The organism is Roseomonas fluvialis, assembly GCF_022846615.1.
Classification (GTDB): domain Bacteria; phylum Pseudomonadota; class Alphaproteobacteria; order Acetobacterales; family Acetobacteraceae; genus Neoroseomonas; species Neoroseomonas fluvialis.
Genome location: NZ_AP025637.1, coordinates 638,058 through 660,704, shown reverse-complemented (window position 1 = coordinate 660,704; position 22,647 = coordinate 638,058). Strand labels below are relative to the sequence as shown.

Annotated in this window: 22 protein-coding genes; 7 read left to right on the top strand and 15 right to left on the bottom strand. The window is 70.8% G+C overall.

Translation table 11 applies throughout. From position 1 onward, the window contains the following. Positions 1–9 precede the first annotated feature (9 nt). Both MWM08_RS03245 and MWM08_RS03240 read right to left on the bottom strand, forming a co-directional pair. Positions 10–1,101, bottom strand: a complete 1,092-nt coding sequence (locus MWM08_RS03245) for an efflux RND transporter periplasmic adaptor subunit (protein ID WP_244458039.1) — start codon at positions 1,099–1,101, stop codon at positions 10–12. A 142-nt stretch (positions 1,102–1,243) separates the two neighbouring features. Then, entirely contained in the window at positions 1,244–2,692 is a 1,449-nt protein-coding gene (locus MWM08_RS03240; protein ID WP_244458038.1) for an alpha/beta hydrolase, read from the bottom strand. 180 nt (positions 2,693–2,872) lie between these two features. Here MWM08_RS03240 and MWM08_RS03235 point away from each other — a divergent pair, with 180 nt between their 5' ends. Further along, a complete protein-coding gene (locus tag MWM08_RS03235) occupies positions 2,873–3,904 on the top strand; it encodes an AI-2E family transporter (RefSeq protein ID WP_244458037.1) in 1,032 nt (343 codons plus the stop codon). On the opposite strand, the gene bhcR is transcribed toward MWM08_RS03235, so the two are convergent. Further along, complete coding sequence (gene bhcR / locus MWM08_RS03230; RefSeq protein WP_244458036.1) at positions 3,895–4,719, bottom strand: HTH-type transcriptional regulator BhcR; 825 nt, start codon at positions 4,717–4,719, stop codon at positions 3,895–3,897. The genes MWM08_RS03235 and bhcR overlap by 10 nt on opposite strands. A 146-nt stretch (positions 4,720–4,865) precedes the next feature. Here bhcR and gcl point away from each other — a divergent pair, with 146 nt between their 5' ends. After that, positions 4,866–6,689: a glyoxylate carboligase gene (gene gcl, locus MWM08_RS03225; protein WP_244458035.1), complete on the top strand. Its 1,824-nt coding sequence runs from the start codon at positions 4,866–4,868 to the stop codon at positions 6,687–6,689. A gap of 6 nt (positions 6,690–6,695) precedes the next feature. Here the strand turns inward: gcl and hemF are convergent, their stop codons facing one another. Next, positions 6,696–7,553: an oxygen-dependent coproporphyrinogen oxidase gene (gene hemF / locus MWM08_RS03220; protein ID WP_244460051.1), complete on the bottom strand. Its 858-nt coding sequence runs from the start codon at positions 7,551–7,553 to the stop codon at positions 6,696–6,698. 260 nt (positions 7,554–7,813) lie between these two features. Here hemF and petA point away from each other — a divergent pair, with 260 nt between their 5' ends. Genes petA through MWM08_RS03205 form a run of 3 tightly spaced genes read left to right on the top strand, consistent with a single transcriptional unit; the run spans position 7,814 to position 10,424 of the window. After that, on the top strand, positions 7,814–8,359 hold the full coding sequence (gene petA, locus MWM08_RS03215) for a ubiquinol-cytochrome c reductase iron-sulfur subunit (protein ID WP_244458034.1): 546 nt from the start codon (positions 7,814–7,816) through the stop codon (positions 8,357–8,359). Between the two features lie 11 nt (positions 8,360–8,370). Further along, on the top strand, positions 8,371–9,642 hold the full coding sequence (locus tag MWM08_RS03210; RefSeq protein ID WP_244458033.1) for a cytochrome b: 1,272 nt from the start codon (positions 8,371–8,373) through the stop codon (positions 9,640–9,642). 17 nt (positions 9,643–9,659) lie between these two features. After that, positions 9,660–10,424 (top strand): cytochrome c1, encoded by a 765-nt coding sequence (locus tag MWM08_RS03205; RefSeq protein WP_244458032.1) that lies wholly within the window; start codon positions 9,660–9,662, stop codon positions 10,422–10,424. A gap of 194 nt (positions 10,425–10,618) precedes the next feature. On the opposite strand, the gene MWM08_RS03200 is transcribed toward MWM08_RS03205, so the two are convergent. The 5 genes from MWM08_RS03200 to thrC all read right to left on the bottom strand — a co-directional run bounded on the left by MWM08_RS03200 (position 10,619) and on the right by thrC (position 15,736). Then, positions 10,619–11,944: a TldD/PmbA family protein gene (locus tag MWM08_RS03200; protein WP_244458031.1), complete on the bottom strand. Its 1,326-nt coding sequence runs from the start codon at positions 11,942–11,944 to the stop codon at positions 10,619–10,621. Between the two features lie 94 nt (positions 11,945–12,038). Then, positions 12,039–13,310: a M16 family metallopeptidase gene (locus MWM08_RS03195; RefSeq protein WP_255751384.1), complete on the bottom strand. Its 1,272-nt coding sequence runs from the start codon at positions 13,308–13,310 to the stop codon at positions 12,039–12,041. A 36-nt stretch (positions 13,311–13,346) separates the two neighbouring features. Further along, positions 13,347–13,886 carry a hypothetical protein gene (locus MWM08_RS03190; RefSeq protein WP_244458030.1) on the bottom strand — a complete coding sequence of 180 codons (540 nt, stop codon included), beginning with the start codon at positions 13,884–13,886 and terminating at the stop codon, positions 13,347–13,349. Between the two features lie 3 nt (positions 13,887–13,889). After that, entirely contained in the window at positions 13,890–14,273 is a 384-nt protein-coding gene (locus tag MWM08_RS03185; protein ID WP_244458029.1) for a hypothetical protein, read from the bottom strand. 65 nt (positions 14,274–14,338) lie between these two features. Further along, positions 14,339–15,736: a threonine synthase gene (gene thrC / locus MWM08_RS03180; RefSeq protein WP_244458028.1), complete on the bottom strand. Its 1,398-nt coding sequence runs from the start codon at positions 15,734–15,736 to the stop codon at positions 14,339–14,341. A gap of 166 nt (positions 15,737–15,902) precedes the next feature. Between thrC and MWM08_RS03175 the strand changes: the two genes are divergently transcribed. Both MWM08_RS03175 and MWM08_RS03170 read left to right on the top strand, forming a co-directional pair. After that, complete coding sequence (locus MWM08_RS03175; RefSeq protein ID WP_244458027.1) at positions 15,903–16,439, top strand: OmpA/MotB family protein; 537 nt, start codon at positions 15,903–15,905, stop codon at positions 16,437–16,439. Positions 16,440–16,583: 144 nt separating this feature from the next. Beyond that, positions 16,584–17,393 (top strand): alpha/beta fold hydrolase, encoded by an 810-nt coding sequence (locus MWM08_RS03170; protein WP_244458026.1) that lies wholly within the window; start codon positions 16,584–16,586, stop codon positions 17,391–17,393. Here MWM08_RS03170 and MWM08_RS03165 read toward each other — a convergent pair. The 6 genes from MWM08_RS03165 to MWM08_RS03140 form a co-directional block, all read right to left on the bottom strand. Next, positions 17,380–18,147, bottom strand: coding sequence for a GntR family transcriptional regulator (locus MWM08_RS03165; RefSeq protein ID WP_244458025.1), 768 nt, complete (start codon positions 18,145–18,147; stop codon positions 17,380–17,382). The two genes, MWM08_RS03170 and MWM08_RS03165, sit on opposite strands and share 14 nt — an antisense overlap. 69 nt (positions 18,148–18,216) lie before the next feature. Further along, entirely contained in the window at positions 18,217–19,134 is a 918-nt protein-coding gene (locus tag MWM08_RS03160) for a 2-hydroxyacid dehydrogenase (protein WP_244458024.1), read from the bottom strand. After that, positions 19,131–20,096, bottom strand: a complete 966-nt coding sequence (locus tag MWM08_RS03155) for a Bug family tripartite tricarboxylate transporter substrate binding protein (RefSeq protein WP_244458023.1) — start codon at positions 20,094–20,096, stop codon at positions 19,131–19,133. Before MWM08_RS03155 ends, MWM08_RS03160 begins: the two co-directional genes overlap by 4 nt. Then, positions 20,093–21,049, bottom strand: a complete 957-nt coding sequence (locus MWM08_RS03150; protein ID WP_244458022.1) for a tripartite tricarboxylate transporter substrate-binding protein — start codon at positions 21,047–21,049, stop codon at positions 20,093–20,095. The genes MWM08_RS03155 and MWM08_RS03150 overlap by 4 nt, the downstream gene beginning before the upstream one ends. Positions 21,050–21,053: 4 nt before the next feature. Continuing rightward, entirely contained in the window at positions 21,054–22,025 is a 972-nt protein-coding gene (locus MWM08_RS03145; RefSeq protein ID WP_244458021.1) for a Bug family tripartite tricarboxylate transporter substrate binding protein, read from the bottom strand. Positions 22,026–22,052: 27 nt separating this feature from the next. Then, complete coding sequence (locus MWM08_RS03140; RefSeq protein ID WP_244458020.1) at positions 22,053–22,646, bottom strand: carboxymuconolactone decarboxylase family protein; 594 nt, start codon at positions 22,644–22,646, stop codon at positions 22,053–22,055. Position 22,647 lies beyond the last annotated feature (1 nt).

Sequence of the window (22,647 nt, the reverse complement as noted above, 5' to 3'; positions counted from 1 at the left end):
AGCGTGGCGTCATCGCCCCGCCCCCAGGAGGCGCACCTTCTGGCCCGCGCGCAGCGCCTGCACGCCGGCTGTCACGATGATTTCGCCGGGTTCCAGCCCCTGTCCGACCACCACGTGGCCGGCGTCGTGGCGCACCAGTTCCACGCTACGCAGCGCCACCGTCTCGGTGCGCGGGTCGACCACCCAGACCGCCGGCTGGCGGTCGGCGCGCGCCAACGCCGAGGCCGGGATGGCGAAGCCCGCGGTGGCCCCGAGCGTCATGCGCCCCGTCACGGTGGACCCCAGGCGCATCGCCGCGGGCGGGTTCGCGAGGCCCACGCGCACCTGGAACGTGCCGGTCACCGCATCGGCGCGCGGCGCCACTTCCCGCACGCGGCCGGTCGCGCGCACCGCGGGATCGGAAGTCAGCGAAACGTCGATCACCGGGTTGGCGGGCGCCTGGTCCTTCAGCGCGGGCGGCACGTCGAACACTGCGTCGCGGCCTTCGTCGCGCGCCACCTGCACGATCATGCGGCCGGGCTGCACGACCTCCCCGGGCTCCGCGCCGCGCTGGGTGACACGGCCATCCACGTCGCTCACGAGTTCGGTGTAGGACAGGCGCGTCTCGGCGATGCCGACCTGCGCCTGCGCCGCATCCACCGCCGCTTGCGCGGTCTGGCGCGCCTGCGCGGCCTGGTCGTAGCGCACGCGGGTGGTCCAGCCGTCGCGCAGCAATTCGGATTGCCGCCAGTAGTTGTTCGCGGCCTCGGTCAATTGCCCGCGCGCGGCCGTCAGCGTGGCGCGGGCGGCGCGCAGGTTGTTTTCCTCGTTGTCGCGGTTGAGCCGCGCGACCACCTGGCCCGCACGTACGGCATCGCCGACATTCACCAGGCGTTCGACCATGCGGCCGTCGATGCGGAACGCCAGGTTCACCTCGGTCTCGGCCTGCACGGTGCCAGTCAGGGAGACCACCTCCCCCCCCGTGCTGCGTTCGACCGTCGCGACACGGACCGGGCGGATCTCGGGAGCGGCGGGCGGCGGGCCGCTGTCGCAGGCCGCGATCAGGCCGAGCACCATCGCAAGGGCCGTGGTGGCGCGCGGCAGGGTCCGTGGCTGCGTCATGGCATCGGGGCTCGCTCGGTCGATCGTGTCCGCTGGATCATGGCACATGCCGCGCGGCGACGGAGGCCGCAAGTGTGGCAGCGCGAAACCGCACCGCCGGCACTGGGCTGTGCATCCCGGCGCTGCCCAGCGCGTCCCAGCCTCACCGCGGCTGTGGGAGTGCTTCCGCCACACGGTCGAGGATGTAGGGGAAGAACGGGTTCGAGGTGACGCGCGCGAAACTGTCGAGGCCGATCACCAGCGCACCGCGCTCGCCGCGCAGCGCCAGCGCGCCCAGGCGCAAGCCGAAATCGTCGTCCAGCGCGGGCTGCGCACCATACAGCCCGTCCTCCGGCGGGAAGGGCAGCGCGACATGCGACAGGGAGAAGACATCGCGCGGCCAGGACAGGCCGAGCGGCTGGACCGTGGCCTCGGTGCCACCCGCCGGCACGCTGCGCGCCGCCACCAGGCCGGCGCCATCCGTGCCGATTACGGTCAGCGCATAGCGCCGCGGCGCGGGCGGCACGATGCGGTCGAGTGCGGCATCGGCGCCGGGCACGAACAGCGGCCCGAAGCGGATGTCGCGGTTGAGGTCGAACAGCACCACCTCGTGCTCGCCGGCGGGCAGGCGGTCGTACAGCGCCGCGAGCACCGCCGGCGTCGAGACGGTGGCATCCACCACCGACTGGAAGGTGAGCAGCGGCGGCAGCGCGCCGAGCCGCCCGGCCGCGGCCAGCCGGTCGATCTGGGTCTGCAGCACCGCGGTCAGGCGATGCGTCTGGCGCGCCGCGTTGACCGGGAAGGAATTGTACTTGAACGGGTTGAATTCGGGTTGGATGTCGAGCCAGGCGGTCTTGGCGAAGCGCGGCAGCAACGCCGGCAGGCCTGCGATTCCGGCGAAGCGCGCGAAGGCCGTGACACCCACCATGGGCGAGAGCAGCACGATGCGGTCCGCCTGCGGCAGGCGTGGGTCCTCGATGGCATCCAGCGCATGCTTGAGCGCGAGCGCCCCGCCGTTGGAATAGCCCACCAGGTGCAGCGGGCCGTCGGGCAGGCGGGCGCGGGCGGTGCGCACCGCAAGCCGCGTCGCGGCCATCCAGTCCTCCCATTCCGCATCGGTCAGGCCCGCGGGCACGCTGCCATGGCCGGGCATGCGGATGCCGATCGCGAGGAAGCCGCGCGCGCGATACGCCTCGGCCAGGTGGCGCAGGCTGAAGGGCGCGTCGGTCAGGCCGTGCAGGAAGACCGCCACGCCGTTCGGCGCGCCCACCGGTTCCAGCATGAAGGAGCGGTTCCAGTCCCGTGCGAAGCGCGGCGCATGCATCGGGCTGCCGGCGAAGTAGCGGTTGACCGGGACGCGCTCGGCCGGGTCGAGCGCGTCGGTCACCCGCCGGCGGACCGTGTCCATCACCGCTTGCTCCGCGGCCATCCAGGCGGACCAGTCGGCGGTGTCGACCACGCGGCGGTGCATCTCCTCCGGCACCACGGTGTGCCAGGGGCCGAGCGGCGGGCCGCTCTGCACGTCGTGGATGCGCAGCGCCAGGCCGATGGCGACGACCCCCAGCAGCAGCGCCGCGGCACGCAGCAGCCAGCGTCGTGTGGTGGCAAGCATGGCGGAACCCTTCCTACGGACGGCCATGGTAGGCGCTTGCGGCGGCGTGTCATGCCGCCCGGCGCTGGCGCTGCGTCCCGGTGGCGGGCGCCGGGTGCCGCGGCGCGTGGCGAGGGCCTTGCGCGCGGCCGCGCCGCCCACCAGGGTGACGCCGGTATCCGCCCGGAGCCGTCCCCGCCCATGATCGTCGACAGTGGAACGCGCATCCTGCTCGGCCTGTGCGCCGCCGTGCTGGTGGCGGCCGCACTCCAGGCCGGGCAGACCATCTTCGCGCCCATCGTCTTTGCGCTGTTCGTGATCGGGCTGGTCTGGCCGCTGCAGCGCGCGGTGCAGGCGCGCATCCCGGCGGGGCTGGCGATGCTCGGCACCATCCTGGTGGCCTGCGCGGTGGTGGCCGTGATGATCCTGTCGATCGCCTGGGCCTTCGGGCGTGTGGCGCAGTGGGTGATCGCCAATGCCGGGCAGTTCCAGGCGCTGTATGCCGCGAAGGTGGCCTGGCTGGAGTCGCGCGGGGTCGAGGGGGCGGGGCTGCTCGCGGAACAATTCGATTCGCGCTGGCTGGTGCGGGTGGCGCAGGGCGTGCTGGCGCAGTTGCAGGGCGTGATCAGCTTCGTGGTGGTCACTGCGGTCTTTGTGATCCTGGGGCTGCTCGAGGTCGGCCAGGTGGCGTCGCAGCTCGAACGCATGGGCAGGCCGGCGGCGCGGCGCGTGCTGGCAGGGCTGGTGGCGAGCGCGTCGAAGCTGCGCGTCTACATGATGGTGCGCACCGTCGCGAGCGTCCTGACCGGCGTGCTGGTCTGGGCCTTCGCGCGGTACATGGGGCTGGATCTCGCGGCGGAATGGGGCGTGATCGCCTTCGTGCTGAACTACATCCCCTTCATCGGGCCGCTGGTCGCGACGGTGTTCCCGACCATGGTGGGGCTGCTGCAATTCGGGTCCTGGCAGGCGGTGGTGACGATCTTCGCGGTGCTACAGGTGATCCAGTTCCTGATCGGGTCGTATCTCGAGCCGCGGCTGACCGGGAATTACCTGGCGGTCTCCCCCTTCATGGTGCTGGTGGCGGTGTTCCTGGGCGCCTTCCTGTGGGGGATTCCGGGTGCGTTCATCGGCGTGCCCGTGCTGATCGCCACACTGACGCTGTGCGAGCAGTTCGAGGGCGGGCGCTGGGTGGCGAACCTGCTGTCGGGGCGGGCGGCCGGCGATCAGCGCTGAGGCGGCATGCCCGCGATCGAGCGCGTCACGTCCGCTGCCGCGGCCTGCACCAGCGGTCCGAAGGCCGCCGCGACCTCCGGCGTGAGGCGCACGGTGGGCCCCGAGACCGAGATGCCGGCGATGGGTTCGCCATATTCGTTGAAGATGGCGGCGGCGACGCAGCGCATGCCGGGATTGCGTTCCTCGTTGTCGAGCGCCCAGCCGCGCGCGCGGGTCTCGGCGAGTTCCGCCGCCAGCGCCGCGGCGTCGGTCAGGGTCTGCGGCGTGAAGCGCGCCAGCCCGCGCGCGACAAGGCGCGCGACGCGATCGGGCCGCCATTGCGCCAGGATCGCCTTGCCGATCCCGGATGCGTGGATCGGGCTGCGCGTGCCGGGACGGAAGAAGGCGCGGATGGGTTCGTGCGTCTCGACCTGGCTGACGAACACCACGCTGTCCTCGTCGGCAATGGCGAGGTTGGCGGTCTCCCCGCAGCGATCGACCAGCGCCTGCATGTTGTCGCGGCCGCGCTCGGCGATCTTGCGCCGGCGCAGGAAGGCGGAGCCGATGCGGAAGCTCTCGACGCCCACGTGCCAGAGCTGGCCGCCGGTCTCGAACTCCACCATCCCGTGGCGTTGCAGCGTGGCCAGGATTCGGTAGCAGGTCGAGGGCGGCAGCGCGGCGGCCTCAGCCACCTCGGTCAACGACAGCCCGTTCGCGCCGGCGACCAGGTCGAGCAGCGCGATGGCGCGGTCGAGCGACTGTACGCCAGATTCGGCCGGCTGGACGGCGATGCGCGGGCGGCCACGCTGGCGTTTTTCAGGGCTGCGGTCGGGCATGGCGAGCCTGCGGAAAATGCAAAACACCCGATGGATCAGATGCTTGCGATTAATTTCCGCATTATGAAAAAGTTTTTCGGAAAAATTGCAAGTACGGCCTGCCGCGCGGTATCTCCGCACCGTCCAGGCAAGAAGGAATCACGACCATGGCGCGGATGCGGGCTGTCGATGCGGCGGTGCTGGTGCTCGAGCGCGAGGGCGTGAATTGCGCCTTCGGCGTGCCGGGCGCGGCGATCAACCCCTTCTATTCGGCGCTGCGCGCGCGCGGGTCGATCCGCCACATCCTCGCGCGCCATGTCGAGGGTGCGAGCCACATGGCAGACGGCTACACGCGGGCCAAGGCGGGCAATATCGGCGTGTGCATCGGCACCTCGGGCCCCGCGGGCACCGACATGATCACCGGCCTGTACACCGCGCAGGCGGACAGCCTGCCGATCCTGTGCATCACCGGCCAGGCGCCGCGCGCCAAGCTGCACAAGGAGGATTTCCAGGCGGTCGACATCGAGACCATCGCCAAGCCCGTGACCAAGTGGGCGGTGACGGTGCGCGAGCCCGCCCTGGTGCCGATGGTCTTCCAACAAGCCTTCCACGTCATGCGCTCCGGCCGCCCCGGCCCGGTGCTGATCGACATGCCGGTCGATGTGCAGCTGGGCGAGATCGAGTTCGACATCGACACCTACGAACCGCTGGTTCCCTACAAGCCGCGCGCAACGCGCAAGCAGGTCGAGCGCGCGTTGGAGATGCTGAACGCCGCGGAACGCCCGCTGATCATCGCCGGTGGTGGCGTGATCAACGCCGATGCATCGGACCAGCTGGTCGCCTTCGCCGAGATCGCCGGCATTCCCGTGATCCCGACGCTGATGGGCTGGGGCGCCATTCCCGACGATCATCCGCTGATGGCCGGCATGGTCGGGCTACAGACCAGCCACCGCTACGGCAACGCGACCTTCCTGAGATCCGACTTCGCGCTGGGCATCGGTAACCGCTGGGCCAACCGCCACACGGGGTCGATCGACATCTACACGCAGGGGCGCAAGTTCGTGCATGTGGACATCGAACCGACGCAGATCGGGCGCGTCTTCGGCCCCGATTTCGGCATCGTCTCGGACGCCGGCGCGGCGCTCGACTTGTTCTTGGAAGTCGCGACGGAATGGAAGCGCGACGGGAAGCTCGCGGACCGGTCGGCCTGGGCGGCGGAATGCGCGCATCGCAAGGCGAACATGCTGCGCCAGACGCATTACGACCAGGTGCCGCTGAAGCCGCAGCGCATCTATGCCGAGATGGTCGAGCAGTTCGGCCGCGACGCCTGCTACGTCACCACCATCGGGCTCAGCCAGATCGCGGGCGCGCAGTTCCTGCGGGTGTACAAGCCGCGCAACTGGATCAATTGCGGCCAGGCCGGGCCGCTCGGCTGGACGCTGCCGGCCGCGCTGGGCGTGCGCGCGGCGGATCCGGACCGCAGGATCGTCGCGCTGTCGGGCGACTACGACTTCCAGTTCCTGATCGAGGAGCTGGCCGTCGGCGCGCAGCACAAGCTGCCCTTCCTGCAGATCGTGGTGAACAACTCCTACCTCGGCCTGATCCGCCAGTCGCAGCGCGGCTTCCAGATGGATTTCGAGGTCTCGCTGGCCTTCGAGAACATCAACGGCGCCGACGACCCCGATGCCGTGCCCGGCTACGGCGTGGACCACGTGGCCGTCGCCGAAGGGCTCGGCTGCAAGGCGATCCGCGTGAAGTCCCCCAACGAGTTCAAGGAGGCCTTCGCCCGCGCCGAGGCGCTGATGGAGGAACACCAGGTGCCGGTGGTGCTGGAATTCATCCTCGAGCGCGTGACCAACATCGCGATGGGCACGGAGATCACCAACGTGAACGAGTTCGAGGAGATCCTGTGCCTCGATCCTTCGCTCACGCCGGAGAATGGCTGGACGCCGGCCGGTGCGCGCTCGCTGCAGGATCACCTGAGCGAGTAGCGCGCATCAGGGCCAGGCGACTTCCGGCGGCAGCGACATCAGGATCGCTTCCACGTTGCCGCCGGTGCGCAGGCCGAACAGCGTGCCGCGGTCGTGGATCAGGTTGAACTCCACGTATCGGCCACGGCGGACCAGCTGGGCCTGGCGTTCCTCGGCGGTCCAGGCTTCGTGCATGCGGCGGCGCACGATGGGCGGATAGGCTTCCAGGAAAGCCATGCCGACATCCCGGGTAAATTCGAAATCGGCGTCGATGCCACGGCCCGGCGTGCGGTCGCCGAGCCAGTCGTAGAAGATGCCCCCCAGGCCGCGCGGTTCGTTGCGGTGCGGCAGGAAGAAATATTCGTCACACCATTTCTTGAAGCGCGGGTAGTAGGTCGGGTCGGCCTTGTCGCAGGCGGCCTTGTAGGCGGCATGGAACCCGGCCGCGTCCTCGGCCGCCTCGGCGCTGTCGGGGAACATGGGTGTCAGGTCCCCGCCGCCGCCGAACCAGGCGTTGGTGGTCACGATGAATCGCGTGTTCATGTGCACCGCGGGCACGCGCGGATTGCGCAGATGCGCCACCAGCGAGATGCCGGTCGCGAGGAAGCGCGGATCACCCTCGGCACCCGGGATCTGCTTGCGAAACTCCGGGCTGAATTCCCCGAACACGGTCGAGACATTGACGCCGACCTTCTCGAACACCCGCCCGCGCATGACCGACATGACGCCGCCGCCGCCTTCGGGGCGGTCCCAGGCTGTGCGCTCGAAGCGGCCGGGCGGCAGGTCCCGGTGCGGGCCGGCGGCGAGTTCGTCCTCGATCGTTTCGAAGGTGGCGCAGATGCGGTCGCGGAGCGTCTCGAACCAGCCGCGCGCCGGCCCGACCATCGGATGATCGGCTGGGGCGGTGGCCCGCGGCGCGAGGGTTGTCTCATCGTTCATGTAACGCTCCTAGAATCTGCATGGGCGGTGCATGGACACCCCGCGCGACGCCCCCTTATAAGGGCCGCCGCGCAGGAGGGGCAGCGTGCGGGTTCGCGCGCGCCCCAGACGCGAGGCGGGTGCCTCAGGCGGCCCCCATGCAAGTGTGATGCGGCCGGCCGCGCCCTGTCATCCCGGGGTGGGTCGGCGGAAAAGGATGGTGTGGAATGGCGGAAGGTGCTGGCGCCACCGCGTCCGACGGGACGCCGCGGCGCGATTTTCTCACCCTGGTGACGACCGCCTTCGTGGGCGTCGGCGTGGGCGCAATCGCCTGGCCGTTCATCGCTTCCCTGCAGCCGGCGCGCGACGTGCTCGCGCTCGCCAGCACCGAGGTGGACCTGGCGCCGATCGCCGAGGGTTCGGCGGTGACGGTGATGTGGCGCGGCAAGCCGGTCTTCGTGCGCAGCCGCACGCCGGCCGAGGTGCAGGAAGCCCGGGCCGTGCCGATGTCCCAACTGCCCGACCCGGCGACCGACCAGTCGCGCGTCGAGAAGGACAAGTGGCTGGTGGTGGTCGGCGTCTGCACGCATCTGGGCTGCGTGCCGCTCGGCCAGAAGCCAACCGATCCGCGCGGGGATTACGGCGGGTGGTTCTGCCCCTGCCATGGCAGCCACTACGATACATCCGGCCGAATCCGTAAGGGACCCGCACCGCGGAACCTTGCAATTCCCCAATATGCCTTCACGTCCGACACCAAGATCAAGATCGGCTGAGGACCGCGAACATGGCCACCGGGCTGCACGACAGCGACTTCAAGAACCCCGTCATCCGCTGGGTCGACCAGCGCATGCCCATCTTCACAATGATGCAGAAGGAGTACGGGACCTTCCCGACTCCCCGGAATTTCAACTACTTCTGGAATTTCGGCGCGCTCGCCATGGTCAACCTGATGATCATGATCGCGACCGGCATCTTCCTCGCGATGCACTACACGCCGCACACCAGCTACGCCTTCGATTCGGTCGAACGCATCATGCGCGACGTGAACTTCGGCTGGCTGATCCGCTATGTGCACATGAACGGCGCCTCGATGTTCTTCATCGTGGTGTTCATCCACATCTGGCGCGGCATGTACTACGGCTCCTACAAGGCGCCGCGCGAGCTGCTCTGGATGCTGGGCGTGGTCATCTTCCTGCTGATGATGGCAACGGCGTTCATGGGGTACGTGCTGCCCTGGGGCCAGATGTCCTTCTGGGGTGCGACCGTCATCACCAACCTGTTCAGCGCCTTCCCGCTGGTGGGTGACTGGATCGTGACGCTGCTGTGGGGCGGCTTCAGCGTGGACAACCCCACGCTCAACCGCTTCTTCTCGCTGCACTACCTGCTGCCCTTCGTGATCGTGGGCGTGGTGTTCCTGCACGTAGTGGCGCTGCACATCACGGGGTCGAACAACCCGCTCGGCGTCGAGCCGAAGGGCCCGCAGGACACCCTGCCCTTCCACCCGTACTACACGGCGAAGGACAGCTTCGGCCTGGTGATCTACCTGATCGTGTTCGCCTCGCTGGTGTTCTTCGCGCCGAACTTCCTGGGTCACCCGGACAACTACATCCCGGCCGACCCGCTGGTGACGCCCGCGCACATCGTGCCGGAATGGTACTTCCTGCCCTTCTACGCGATCCTGCGCGCGGTGCCGGACAAGCTCGGCGGCGTGCTGCTGATGTTCGGGTCGATCCTGGTGCTGTTCGTGCTGCCCTGGCTCGACAGCTCGCCGGTGCGCTCCATGCGCTTCCGCCCGATCGCGCGCATCGCCTTCCTGCTGTGGACGGTGTGTTTCTTCGTCCTGATGTACTGCGGCGGGATGCCGGCCGAGGAACCCTACGTGACGGTCAGCCGCATCGCGACCGCCTACTACTTCGGCTACTTCCTGGTGATCCTGCCGCTGCTGGGCCGGCTGGAGCGTCCGCTCCCGCTCCCCGAGAGCATCGCCCGCGCGGTGCTGGGCGGCGGCGGGCCGATGCCCGCCGGCGCCGTGGCGAAGCCGATGGACAAGGCTTGAGAGCCATGAGGACCACGATGTTCCGGACTGCCCTCGGCGCCGTCGCCCTGATCGGCGCCCTGGCCACCGCCACCCCCGCCCGTGCGGCGGGTGAGGCGATCGCCATCCCGAACCATCCCTTCTCCTTCGACGGGATCTTCGGCACCTATGACCGCGCCAGCGCGCAGCGCGGCTTCCAGGTCTACAAGGAAGTCTGCGCCAACTGCCATGCGATGCGGCTGCTGTCGTACCGCAACCTGCGTGCCCTTGGCCTCTCGGAGGAGCAGGTCGCGGCGATCGCCTCGCAGGTGGAAGTGCGCGATGGCCCGAACGACGAAGGCCAGATGTTCGATCGGCCGGGCCGCCCGTCCGACCGCTTCCGCAGCCCCTTCCCGAATCCGCAGGCCGCGCGGGCCGCCAACAACGGCGCCTATCCGCCCGACCTGTCGGTGATCGCGAAGGCGCGCAATGGCGGCGCCGACTACCTCTATGCGCTGCTGACCGGCTACGCCGACCCGCCCCCGGGCATGACGCTTGGCGACGGCATGAACTACAATCGCTACTTCCCCGGTCATCAGATCGCGATGGCCGCGCCGCTTAACCCCGACCAGGTGGAATTCGCCGACGGCACCCCCGGCACGGTCGAGAACATGGCGCGCGACGTCACCACCTTCCTGCAATGGGCCGCTGAGCCCGAGCTCGAGGAACGTCGCGCGATGGGCATCAAGATCATCCTGTTCCTGACGATCCTGGGCGGGCTGGTTTATGCGGTGAAGCGGCGCATCTGGGCCGACGTGCACTGATACGACCGCGCACAGGCGGTACGAGGACACGGCCCGGGGTTCCGCCCCGGGCCGTTTTTCGTTTCAGCGCCCGGCACCTGCCATGCCTCCGGTCGCGACGAGCGTCGCGGGGTCGGGACGCCACCGCCCGGTGACGGCGGCGGTCTGGCGCGTAGCCGTCCGGCTCGCCTCGCCCGGGGGTGCCGCCAGCCGTGTCAGGCCCCGGCCAGCGTCAGGCCCTCGATGCGCACGGTCGGGCTGTCGGTGCCGCGGCGGAAGGTCAGGTCGTTGGCCGGCGTCATGTTCAGGAAGATGTCGCGCAGATTCCCGGCGATGGTGACCTCGCTGACCGCTTCGGCCAGTTCGCCCTTGCGGATCATGAAGCCGGCGGCGCCGCGGCTGTAGTCCCCCGTCACGCCGTTCACGCCCATGCCGATCAGGTCGGTCACGAACAGACCCTCCGTGATGTCGGCCATGAGCGCAGCCGGCGTGAGCGTGCCGGGTTCCAGCCAGAGGTTCGTCGCCGACGGGCCAGGCGGGCCGCCGGTGCCGCGGCTGGCATGGCCGGTGGACACCAGGCCGAGCTGCCGCGCGCTGCGCCAGTCGAGCAGCCAGGTGGTCAGCACGCCGTCATCGACGATGGCGCGGCCATGGCCGGGCATCCCCTCCCCGTCGAAGGGGCGCGAACGCAGGCCGCGCGGACGCAGCGGGTCGTCGCGCACGGTCAGGCCGGCGGCGAGCACGCGCTCGTTCATCCGGTCCTTCAGGAACGACGTGCCGCGCGCCACCGCTGCGCCGTTGATGGCGCCGGACAGATGCCCAAGCAGGCTGCCGGCGACGCGCGCATCGAATACCACCGGGATGCGCGCGGTCTTCGGCCGGGTCGGGTTCAGCCGGCGCACCGCCTGTTCCGCCGCGCGCCGGCCGATCGCGACCGGGTCATCCAGGTCCGCCAGGTGCACGGTGGAGGACCAGTCGTAGTCGCGTTCCATCCGCGTGCCGCTGCCCGCCAGCGCGGTGGCCGAGATCGAATGCGAGGTGCGCACATAGGCGCCGGCGAAGCCGTTCGAGGCGGCCAGCGCGATCTCGGTGCGGCCCCAGCCGGCGTCCGCGCCCTCGCTGTTGGTCACGCCGGGCACGGCCAGCGCGGCTTCCTCGGCGAGCGCGGCGCGTTCCAGCAAAGCCTCGGCCGAGGGCTCGGCCGTGTCGTACATGTCGAGGTCACGCGGCGGCGTCGCCAAAAGGTCCGGAAGGCCCGCGTAGGGGTCTTCGGGCACCACGCGCGCCATGGCCACCGCGCGTTCGGCAAGGGCGGCGAAGCCCCGCGGGTCCGGGTCGGTCGAGGCAACGATGGCCTGGCGCTGGCCCACGAAGACGCGCAGGCCGATGTCGATGCCCTCGGACCGCTCGAGCTGCTCGATCTGCCGCATGCGCCGCTTCACAGACAGCGAGGCGGAGGCAACCAGCAACGCATCGGCGGCGTCGGCGCCGGCGCGGCGTGCGGCGGCGATGAGGTCGGAGAGTACAGTGAGGCGGTCCATCGGGGGGATCCTCGCAAAGCGAGAAGGAAGGTCGGGGGAGGGAACTCCCCCGAGCCCCCTCCTTTTTCTGGGACTTGGGGACTGACGGCGGAGGTCAGGCGGCCAGCTTTTCCATGATGGCGTCCACGCCCGGCACATGCTCGGCCGGGCCCATGGCCGCCAGGGTGGGACGGGCGCGAAACATCTGCGCGGCCGCCTGCTGCACCTGCTCCACCGTGACGGCGGCGATCTTGGCCTTCGTCTCCTCGACCGGGATGACGCGGCCAAAGACCTGGAGCTGGCGGGCCAGCTGCTCGCAGCGGCTGCCGGTGGATTCGAGCGACATCAGCAGCGAGGCGCGCAGCTGCGCCTTGGCGCGGGCCAGCTCGTCCTCGGTCACGTCGCGCTGCACGGCGCGCAGCGCCTCGAGCGTCACGGGCATCAGCTCGCCGGCTTCCTTCTCCCCGGTGCCGGCGTAGATCTGGAACAGCCCGCCATCGCGGAAGGGCGAGGCGAAGGAATAGATCGAATAGACCAGGCCGCGCTTCTCGCGGATTTCCTGGAACAGGCGCGACGACATGCCGCCCCCCAGCAGCGTGGAGAGCAGCTGCGTCGGGTAGTGCATCGGGTCGCCATGCTTCACCGAAGGGAAGCCCAGCACGATGTGCACCTGGTCGAGTTCGCGGGTCTCGCGGAACTCCCCGCCGCCATAGCGCGCGGCCTCCGGCATGGCGGCGGCCGTGGCGGGCAGGTCGGCGAAATGCGTGCGCACCAGGTCGAGCAGCGTGTCGTGCTCCAGCGCACCGGCGGCGGCCACCACCATCGCGTTCGGCCCGTAGTGGCTGCGCATGTAGCCCATCAGCGCATCGCGGCTCATGGCCTTGATGGTGGCCTCGGTGCCGAGCACGGGGCGGCCCATGGCCTGCGACGGGTAGGCGGTTTCCTGGAAATGATCGAAGACGATGTCGTCGGGCGTGTCGTTGGCCTGGCCGATCTCCTGCAGGATCACGCCGCGCTCGCGTTCCAGTTCCTCGGGGATGAAGGTGGAATGCGTCAGGATGTCGCCGATCACGTCCACCGCCAGCGCGGTGTCCTCCTTCAGGACCTTGGCGTAGAAGGCGGTCTGCTCGCGCGCGGTATAGGCGTTCAGGTGGCCGCCGACATTCTCGACCTCCCGCGCGATGGCGGCGGCGTCGCGCCGCGCGGTGCCCTTGAAGGCCATGTGTTCCAGGAAATGCGAGACGCCGTTCACCTCCGGCGCCTCGTGCCGCGTCCCAACGCCGATATAGGCGCCGACCGACACGGTCTCGACGCGCGGCATGGTCTCGGAGACGACGGTCAGGCCGTTGGGCAGGCGGGTGACGCGGACGGCATCGGTCTGGGACAAGGGCGGCAGGTCCTCGGGCAAGGTCGGGGGAAGCGCCTATGTAGTGCGTTCGGGGCCGTTGCGCACCTCGTCCGCCGCTTCAGCCCTCGCCGCCTCGATCCAGCTCTCGATGCGCAGGTTCCGTTCGGGCGGGGGCAAAGCCGTATCGCCCGCCGCGCGCAGGACGTCGGCATTCTCCTGCCGGGTTCTGCGCATGGCCGCGAGTGTCGCGACGAGGCCCAGGCCGCCGAGCGCGACCGTCACGCCGGCCATCACCACGATCTGATGGGAATCAAGGCCCTGCATCACGAAATCGCCGGATAGCGACCCGAGGCCGCGGACGGTCGCGCGGATATCCGTCAGCGTCAGCGCGAATACGCCAAAAAGCGCCGTCAGGCTGTAGAGATACGTGCGCAGCGGGGAGGCCTTGCCCAACCTCAGCCGGAAGATCGTTCGGTTGTGCCGGACGGCAGCGTCGAGCGCCGCCTCCTCGCGCGCCGCGGGCGGTACGGTGGTGATCGCGTTCGCCGCCTCAGCGACGAGGAAGCCCGGCGTGTGCGCAGGCGACCCGATGGCGGTCTTTGGGGGGGCAGCCACGGGCTAGCTCGTTGGCCCGCCGTCACGGGGCCGCGGCAGGGAGCGCAGCGCCGCGCGGGACTGGCGGATGTTGCCGTATTCGAGCCCAACGAGCACCGCAGTGGCGAGCGCCACGAAGAGGACAACGATGAGGTCCGCGGCATCCGGCGGGTCCGCGGCCGGGCGCGCGATCATGTAGAGGAGGACCACGCCACTGCCGAGCGCCAACCAGCCCGGAAGCCGAAGCCGCGCCGCCTCGATCGCGGCAGCGAGGTCGAGCGCGAGTTCCAGGACGTTCAGCCGTTCAGCCGCGGAGGCCTCCGCGGCGACGCTGGACGCGTCCTGCCGTGCTTCCCCGCTCGGGGCATTACCGTCGGCAGTATCCGCCTGCTGCATCGCACCGCCCATGGCGCCTACGATAAGGCGAGGCGCCTCGGCGTGTCATTCATGACGGCGTGTCCGCGCCGGGATCGTCAGGCGGCATTGCGCCTGGCATGGGCGCGCACCGCAGCCTCGATGGTGCCGAGGTCGCCCGGCAGCACGTCGAAGCGTTCCTCGCGCTGGTACAGGTCGGCCAGGCGGGCGGGCAGCGGCGGGCGGATGCCGGTGGCCCGTTCCACCGCATCGGGGAACTTCGCCGGATGCGCGGTGGCGGCGACGATCACCGGGATGGCGGCATCCTCCGGCGCCAGGGCGCGGGCGGCAGCGGTGCCGACGGCGGTATGCGGGTCGGCGAGGTACTGCCCGGTGGTCCACAGATGCCGGATTTCCGACAGCGTGCCGGCATCGTCCAGTGTGAAGCCGCGGAACAAGGCGGTCGCCTCGCGCCAGGCGGCGTCGGGCACCGGCATTCGGCCCTCGGCGCGGAAGCGGGTCATGGTGTCCGCCGTGGCGGCGCCGTCGCGGCCCAGCAATTCGAACAGCAGGCGCTCGAAATTCGACGACACCTGGATGTCCATCGACGGGCTCAGCGAGGGTTCGACCGGCTGGGCGGACATGTCGTTGGACGCCAGGAAGCGTGCCAGGATGTCGTTGCGGTTGGACCCGATGATGAAGTGGCTGATCGGCAGACCCATCCGCCGCGCCACCCAGGCCGCCAGCACATTTCCAAAATTGCCGGTGGGCACGCTGACCGCCACCTCGCGGTCCGGCGCGCCGAGCGCCAGGGCCGCCGCGGCGTAGTAGGGCACCTGGGCCGCGATGCGCGCCCAGTTGATGGAATTGACCGCCGAGAGCCGCATCTCGGTGCGGAAGGGCGCGTCGTTGAACATCGCCTTCACCAGGTCCTGGCAGGCGTCGAAATCGCCCTTCACGGCGATGTTGCGCACGTTTGGCGCCAGCACCGAGGTCATCTGCCGGCGCTGCACCTCGCTGGTGCGGCCCTCGGGATGCAGGATGACGATGTCGATCGCGCTGCGGTCGCGGCAGGCCTCGATGGCGGCGGAGCCGGTGTCGCCGCTGGTCGCGCCGACGATGGTCACGCGTTCGCCGCGCTTGTCCAGCACGTGGTCGAACATGCGGCCGAGCAGTTGCAGCGCCATGTCCTTGAAGGCCAGCGTCGGGCCGTGGAACAGTTCCAGCGCGAAGCAGCGGTGATCCAGTTGCACCAGCGGCACCACCGCCGGATGGCCGAAGCCGCCATACGCTTCGTCGCACATCGCCCGCAGCGGCATCTCGCCGGCGCCGAACAGCGCCAGGATGCGCGCTGCGAGCGCCGGATAGGGTAGGCCGCGCATCGCCCGCCATTCGGCGGCGCTGAGCACCGGCCAGGTCTCCGGCACGAACAGCCCGCCATCCTCGGCGAGGCCCGCCAGCAATACGGCTTCGAAATCGCGCGGGGCGGCCTGCCCGCGGGTGGAGATGTAGCGCATGGGGCGAGGCATACCGGTTTGCCGCCCGTCCGGCGAGGGGCGCCCTGGCCCGAGTTTGCCGGAAATGGATATCGCTTTTGCGTTGCGCCAGGCGCCGTGGGACCTATCCTTGCCGCCTCATCTTCGCGGTCCGGACCGGACAGCCGCACGCCCCCAAGGAACCACCATGCGCCGCACCTTCCTGAAGCTGGTTGCCCCGTTGACGCTCACCCTGTCGCTGGGCGCCTGCGTCTCCGCCGAACGCTACGAGGAGCTGGAGCGCGCGCAGCAGCAGCTCCAGGCGCGCTACAATGCGGACGAGGCGACCATCCAGATGCTGCAGGGCCGCCTGCGCGTGACGATGAACGACCGGATCCTGTTCCCCTCCGGCGGTTACCGCATCAACGAACGCGCGCGCGAACACCTGCTGAAGATGGTGCCGACGCTCCAGGGCCTGCGGAACACGCGCGTCATCGTCGAGGGCTATACCGACACCACGCCGGTCGGCGCCGACATGCGCCGCGAAGGCATCACCACCAACCTCGACCTGTCCTCGCGCCGTGCCGATACGGTGGCCGATGTGCTGATCCGCGGCGGCGTGCCGCGGTCGATCGTGTCCGCCGATGGGCGGGGCGAGGCCAATCCGATCGCATCGAACAGCACGCCTGAAGGTCGCGCCCAGAACCGGCGGATCGAGGTGACGCTGGTCGGGCCGGGGAACTGACGCGGGCCACCCCGCCCCGTTGCCATCGGACCGCCGGGGGGCGGCCGGGGGCGGGGCGGCGGGGCGGGCGTGCGCATCTTCAGCGCGACGCCGTGTGCCGCCCGGCGGATCGCGCGCTATCCTCCCACCGGGGGAGGACCGTTCATGACCACCGCACACGCTCCGGCCTGGGAGGTCCGCCTGCTGGACCTGCCCTCCGGCCTGCTCGAGATCTTCACCATGGGGGCGGGGCATCCGCTGGTGCTGCTGCCCTCGCTGGGCCGCGGGCAGGAGGACTTTGATGGAATCGCGCCGCTGCTGGTCGCTGGCGGGCTGCGCCTGGTCCGCCCGGAACCGCGCGGCATCGGCCGGTCGGACCCGCTGCGCGCGGGATCGACCCTGCACGACATGGCCGCCGACGTGATCGCAGCGATGGAGGCGGAGCGCACCGGCCCGGCCATCGTCGCCGGCCACGCGGCGGGCAACTGGGTGGCGCGCATCGTCACCCACACTCGGCCGGACCTGGTGGCCGGCTGCGCCATGCTGGCGGCTGTCACGGGCACTACGGTGGTGCCCGAGATCAGCGCCGCCATCGCCGGCAGCTTCGACACCGACCTGCCGGCGGCCGAGCGGCTGGAACACCTGCGCCGCGGCTATTTCGCGCCAGGCAATGACGCCTCGGTCTGGCTGGAGGGCTGGCACAAGGATGTCGCGCTGGCGCAGCGCGCGGCGCGCAGCGCGACCACCGACCGCGCCTGGCTGCGTGCCGCCGAGAACCGCCCGCTGCTCTATATTGCGGCAGCCGAGGACGCCATCGCCGCGCCACCCTCCGAGGGCGAATTGCGCGAGGCGCTTGGCCCGCATGTGACGCGGGTGGTGATCGAACGCGCTGGCCACGCCCTGCTACCCGAACAGCCTGAGGCCACCGCTGCCGCACTGATCGGCTTCGCGAGGACGCTGTTCAGCGCAGCTTGATGTCGATGCGCACCAGGTCGCCGCGGTAGATCCCGTCGGCAACCAGCAGCAGCACGCCGCGCGCATCCACCGCCGCGCGGCGCACATGCGCGATGGGGGCGTTCAGCGGAATTTGCAGCGCGGCAGCGGTCTCGACATCCGCGCTGCCGATGGTCAGCACCTGGCGCGCATCGGCCACCCGCACGCCGGGGATGCCGGCGACCAGCTTCAGCGCGGTGCGGCTGCGGAGGTCGTCGTCCGACACCTTGGGGCGCAGGCGTTCATCCAGGTACACGTCGGCCAGCAGGAAGGGCGCGCCGTCGCGCCAGTGGCGGCGGCGGATATGCGTGTAGCGCGCTGCGGCACGGCCGAGATCGACCGGCGGCAGGTCGGCCGCCTCGATGCCGGGCGCCTCGCCGAGGATCTCGATCTCCGCACCCTCGCGCGATCGCAGCAGGCCGGACCAGTCGGTCTCGACCTCGCACCACAGGCGGTTCGCCGCGGGCGTGGCGCGCACGAAGGTGCCGCGGGCGCGGAAGCGTTCGATCAGCCCGTCGGCTTCGAGTTGGTCGAGCGCCTGGCGGATGGTGGCACGCGCCACGCCGCATTCGGCGGCCAATTCATCGACGGTGGGAATCCGCGCGCCGGGCCGCCAGGCGCCCTGGTCGATCCGCCGCCTGAACAGCGTGGCGAGCTGGATGTAGCGCGCCACCGCGCTGCGGCTGAAATCGACGGCGACGCCGGAGCCGTCTCCGCTCGCCCTGGCTCCCTTCAACGTCGCCGGCCCCTTGTGTTGGCGAGCATCCCTATCCGCCGAAACGACCCGGTCCGAGCGGGTGATGCTCTAGGCGGCGGCATTGACGAAGGGGCGCCCGGCGCGGAAAGCCTCGATGTCGTCGATGATGCGCGCCACCAGCGCGGCGCGCGTCTCGATGGTCAGCGAGGCGGAATGTGGCGCCAGCACCACATTGTCGAGCGCGAGGAAGCGCGCGTCCAGGCCGGGTTCGCGCGCGAAGACGTCGAGCCCCGCGCCGGCAATGCCCCGCGATTCCAGCGCATCGAGCAACGCGGCTTCATCCACCACCGATCCGCGCGCGATGTTCACCAGCACGCCGCGCGGGCCGAGCGCGGCGAGCACGCCGGCATCGACCATGCGGTCGGTGCCCGCGCCGCCGGGTGTGGCCAGGATCAGCACGTCGGAGCGTTCCGCCAGCGCGCGCAGATCGGCAATGTAAGGCCAGGGCTGGTCCGGCCTCGCCCGCGGCCCGGTCCAGGCGACATCCATGCCGAGCCCGGCGCAACGCCGCGCGATGGCCTGGCCGATCCGCCCCAGGCCGACGATGCCCGCTGCCTTGCGATGGAGGCTGATGCCCAGCCCCATGCGTTCGGAATTCCAGCGCCCGGCGCGCACGAAGCGGTCGGCTTCCGCGACGCGCCGCGCGGCGGCGTACATCAGGCCGATCGCGGCATCGGCCACGTCCTCGGTCATCACGTCGGGCGTATAGGCCACGGCGATGCCACGGCGTGCGGCGGCGGGCAGGTCGATGCGCTCGAGCCCCGCGCCCTGCGAGGACAGCAGGCCGAGGTCCGGCAGCCGCGCGAACTGCGCTTCCCCCGCGCCGGCCAGCGCCATCGTGACGGCGACGCGGATGCCGGGATGCGTGGCCTCGGCCGGCTTGTCCTCGACCAGGGTGTAGCGGGCCGCCAGCGCGGCGCGCAGGTCGGCCGGGATGGTGGAGAGCAGCAGGATGGTCTCGGTCATTCGGCACGGATCCCGGCGGCTTCGATCACTTGCTTCCAGCGCGCGCTCTCGGCGGCGATGGTGGCGGCGAGTTCCTCGGGCGTGGAAGGTGTCGCTTCCTCGCCGAGCGCCTCCATCCGCGCGCGATACGCGGGGTCGTTCAGGATGCCGGTGATCGCCGCGTTCAGCCGCGCAATGGCCGGCGCCGGCGTGCCCGCGGTGGTCGCGATGTAGTTGAACGGCGCGGCGTCGAAGCCCGGCAGTGTCTCGGCGAGCGCCGGCAGGTCCGGCGCCAGCGCCGAACGCTGCGGCGTGGTCACGCCCAGCGCGCGCAGATTCCCCACCCGCGCCGGCGGCAGCAGGATGGACAGCGTGTCGAGCGCCATGCTGACCGTGCCGCCCAGCAGGTCCGTCAGCGCCGGCCCGGTGCCGCGATAGGGCACATGCGTGATGTCGACCTGCGCCATGAACTTCAGCAATTCACCCGCGAGATGCGATGACGAGCCGATGCCCGAGGACGCGAAGGACAGCCGCCCCGGCTGCGCCTTCGCCAGCGCGATGAGGTCCGCGACATCGCGCGCCGGGATCGACGGATGCACCGCGAACAGGTTCGGCGCGCGCTTGTAGCCCGACACCGGCGCGAAATCCCGCACCGGGTCGTAGGGCACGGAGCGCATCAGCCAGGGATTGATGATCTGCGGCCCCGGCGTGCCGTAGAGCAGCGTCAGCCCATCGGGTGCGGCGCGCGCCACCGCCTGCGCACCGATGGTCGCCCCGCCGCCGGGCCGGTTGTCCACCACCACCGGCTGGCCGAGCGCCACGCCCAGCGGTTCGGCCAGCATGCGCGCGGAGGCATCGGCCGACCCGCCGGCCGCGAAGGGCACGACCATGCGCAGCGGGCGGCTGGGATAGGCCGGCTGCGCCAGCGCGGGCAGCGGCAACGCAGCGGTGGCCGCGAGAAGCGTGCGGCGATGCAGTCTCATTCGATGGTGATCCTCTGGGCTTCGATCACGCCGCGCCAGCGGGCGATCTCCTCCTGAACCATGGCCCCCAGCGCGGCCGGCGTGCCGCCGAGCGGCTCGGCGCCGAGCGATTCGAAGCGTGCCCGGATGGCGGGGTCCGCCAGCACGCGGTCCACGGCGGCGTTCAGTGCGGCGATCGCCTCGGGCGGCGTGCGCGACGCCACCACCAGGTAGTTGAACGACGCGTCATGGAAGCCCGGCACCGTCGCCGCGATGGGCGGCAGTTCGGGTGCCGCCGCCGCGGGGTCGCGCGTGCTGACGGCGAGTGCGCGCAGGCGGCCCTCGCGCACCAACGGCAGCAGCGCGGCCGCGGTATCCATCACCATGTCCACGCGCCCCGCCATCAGGTCCTGCACGCCCGGCGCGGTGCCGCGATAGGGCACGTGCAGCAACTCGATGCCCGCCAATTGCGCGAACAACGCGCCCGCCAGGTGCGCCGACGACCCGATGCCCGAACTCGCATAGGTGATCGCGCCCGGCCGCGCCTTCGCCAACGCGATCAGGCCCGCCAGGTCGCGCGCGGGGAAATCCGGCCGCACAACGAGCAGCTTCGGCGCGCGCATCAGCGCGACGACGGGCGCGAAGTCCGCCATCGCGTCATAGGGGATATTCCGCATCATCAGCGGATTCAGGATCTGGATCGGCGGCGGGCAATACAGCAACGTCAGCCCATCCGCCGGGCCGCGCGCCACCATGATGGCGGCGACGGTGCCGGTGCCGCCGGGGCGGTTCTCGACGATGACCGGCTGGCCGAGGATCGCGCCCATCGGTTCTGCGATGATGCGCGCCAGCGTATCCGCCGTGCCGCCGGGCGCGAGGGGGACGATGATGCGCAGTGGTCGCGCCGGCTGCCAGGCCTGCGCGGCGGCAGGGCCGGCGGCGAGCGCGGCGGCGAAGAAGGCCCGGCGATGCATGGCGCTATTCCAGCCGCATGCCGGTGGCGCGCACGACTTCGCCCCAGCTGTCGTAGGCGCTGCGGATGAAGGTGGCGAATTCCTCCGGCGAACTGCCGACGATGCGCCCGCCCTGGTCGCGCAGCACGCGGCGCGTATCGGCATCCTCCAGCGCCGCTTTGGTGGCGGCGTACAGGATCGCGACGCGATCGGCCGGGATGCCGGCGGGGCCGAGCACGCCGTACCAAGTCTCGCTGATGAAGCCAGGCACGCCGGCCTCGACCGCGGTCGGGACATCCGGCAGCAGGTCGAGCCGTTGTGGCGAGGTGACCGCCAGCGCCGGCACCGTGCCCGCGCGCACATGCGCGAGCAGCGCCGGCACGTCGGCAGCCAGCACGTTGATGCGCCCGGCCAGCAATTCTGTCACCGCCGGCGCAGCGCCGCGGAAGGGCACATGCGTGAGGTCGATGCCCGCGCGCAGCTTGAACAGCTCGCCCGCCAGGTGCAGCGACGAGCCGATGCCCGCCGAGCCATAGGTCAGCTGACCGGGCCGTGCCTTGGCCATGGCGACCAGCTCCGCCAGGTTGCGCGGCCCGAGGCCCGGCGCGGTGGCGACGATCTGCGGCACGCCCAGCACCTGCGTGATCGGCGAGAGATCCCGCCGCGGGTCATAGGGCATGTTCGGCTGCAGATGCGGCAGGATCACCATCGCCCCGCTGCTGGCGAGCACCAGCGTCTGCCCATCCGGGCGCGACTTCGCCACATGGTCGACACCGATCAGCCCGGCCGCGCCGGCGCGCGCCTCGACGATCACGGGCTTGCCGAGGCGTTCGCCCATGACGCGCCCGATGGTGCGCGCGATCAGGTCGGCCGGGCCGCCGGCGGCGAAGGGCACCACCAGGCGCACCGGCTGGTCGGGGAAGGCCTGCGCCTGCGCGCGGCCGGCCAGCGCCGGCAGCGCGAGGGCGGTGAGAGCGGTCCTTCTGCGGATCATCATTCTGTCTTTCCTCCCGTTATCGTTGGTTCAGGCTGGGGGCGGCTGGTCGAACAATCCTTCCTGCGGCGCGCTCAGTTGCGGCGTAGCATTGTCGGGCAAGGGAATCTCGTGCGCGTTCAGCGTCATCGCGACCATCGAGTAGTAGCCGACCAGCGCCGTCAGCTCGACCACGCCCTTGACGCCGAAGCGCCCCGTCACCTGCGCGTGCAACGTGGCGGGCACGGTGCCGTCGCGCAGCAGCAGGCGGGCGTAGTCATAGACCAGCGCGTCGTCGGGCTGGGTGAAGCGCGGTGGCGCGCCGTCACGGATGGCGGCGATGATGTCGGCTTCCAAGCCGGCATCGGCGGCGGCCTGCGCGTGGACCGTCCATTCCACCTGCGCCGACCAGCGCCGCCCGGTCACGATGATGGCGAGTTCCGACATTCGCTTGCCGAGCGACGTGCCGAAGCGCAGCGACTCCCCCAGCGCCGACCAGGCGCGCGCGAGGTCCGGCGCATGGATCGCCGCGCGCAGCGGCCCCACCACCCGCCCGCGCGGGCCGGAGACGACGCGGTCCCAGACCTCCCGCTGCGCGTCGCTGTCCAGGTCGTCGCGCGTCGATGGCAGCGGGATGCGCGGCATC

Excerpts from the sequence above, each read along its gene's own strand:
- MWM08_RS03245 (WP_244458039.1), bottom strand. The coding sequence starts at position 1,101 with ATGACGCAGCCACGGACCCTGCCGCGCGCCACCACGGCCCTTGCGATG.
- MWM08_RS03240 (WP_244458038.1), bottom strand. The coding sequence starts at position 2,692 with ATGCTTGCCACCACACGACGCTGGCTGCTGCGTGCCGCGGCGCTGCTG.
- MWM08_RS03235 (WP_244458037.1), top strand. The coding sequence starts at position 2,873 with ATGATCGTCGACAGTGGAACGCGCATCCTGCTCGGCCTGTGCGCCGCC.
- bhcR (WP_244458036.1), bottom strand. The coding sequence starts at position 4,719 with ATGCCCGACCGCAGCCCTGAAAAACGCCAGCGTGGCCGCCCGCGCATC.
- gcl (WP_244458035.1), top strand. The coding sequence starts at position 4,866 with ATGGCGCGGATGCGGGCTGTCGATGCGGCGGTGCTGGTGCTCGAGCGC.
- hemF (WP_244460051.1), bottom strand. The coding sequence starts at position 7,553 with ATGGTCGGGCCGGCGCGCGGCTGGTTCGAGACGCTCCGCGACCGCATC.
- petA (WP_244458034.1), top strand. The coding sequence starts at position 7,814 with ATGGCGGAAGGTGCTGGCGCCACCGCGTCCGACGGGACGCCGCGGCGC.
- MWM08_RS03210 (WP_244458033.1), top strand. The coding sequence starts at position 8,371 with ATGGCCACCGGGCTGCACGACAGCGACTTCAAGAACCCCGTCATCCGC.
- MWM08_RS03205 (WP_244458032.1), top strand. The coding sequence starts at position 9,660 with ATGTTCCGGACTGCCCTCGGCGCCGTCGCCCTGATCGGCGCCCTGGCC.
- MWM08_RS03200 (WP_244458031.1), bottom strand. The coding sequence starts at position 11,944 with ATGGACCGCCTCACTGTACTCTCCGACCTCATCGCCGCCGCACGCCGC.
- MWM08_RS03185 (WP_244458029.1), bottom strand. The coding sequence starts at position 14,273 with ATGGGCGGTGCGATGCAGCAGGCGGATACTGCCGACGGTAATGCCCCG.
- thrC (WP_244458028.1), bottom strand. The coding sequence starts at position 15,736 with ATGCGCTACATCTCCACCCGCGGGCAGGCCGCCCCGCGCGATTTCGAA.
- MWM08_RS03175 (WP_244458027.1), top strand. The coding sequence starts at position 15,903 with ATGCGCCGCACCTTCCTGAAGCTGGTTGCCCCGTTGACGCTCACCCTG.
- MWM08_RS03170 (WP_244458026.1), top strand. The coding sequence starts at position 16,584 with ATGACCACCGCACACGCTCCGGCCTGGGAGGTCCGCCTGCTGGACCTG.
- MWM08_RS03160 (WP_244458024.1), bottom strand. The coding sequence starts at position 19,134 with ATGACCGAGACCATCCTGCTGCTCTCCACCATCCCGGCCGACCTGCGC.
- MWM08_RS03155 (WP_244458023.1), bottom strand. The coding sequence starts at position 20,096 with ATGAGACTGCATCGCCGCACGCTTCTCGCGGCCACCGCTGCGTTGCCG.
- MWM08_RS03150 (WP_244458022.1), bottom strand. The coding sequence starts at position 21,049 with ATGCATCGCCGGGCCTTCTTCGCCGCCGCGCTCGCCGCCGGCCCTGCC.
- MWM08_RS03145 (WP_244458021.1), bottom strand. The coding sequence starts at position 22,025 with ATGATGATCCGCAGAAGGACCGCTCTCACCGCCCTCGCGCTGCCGGCG.
- MWM08_RS03140 (WP_244458020.1), bottom strand. The coding sequence starts at position 22,646 with ATGCCGCGCATCCCGCTGCCATCGACGCGCGACGACCTGGACAGCGAC.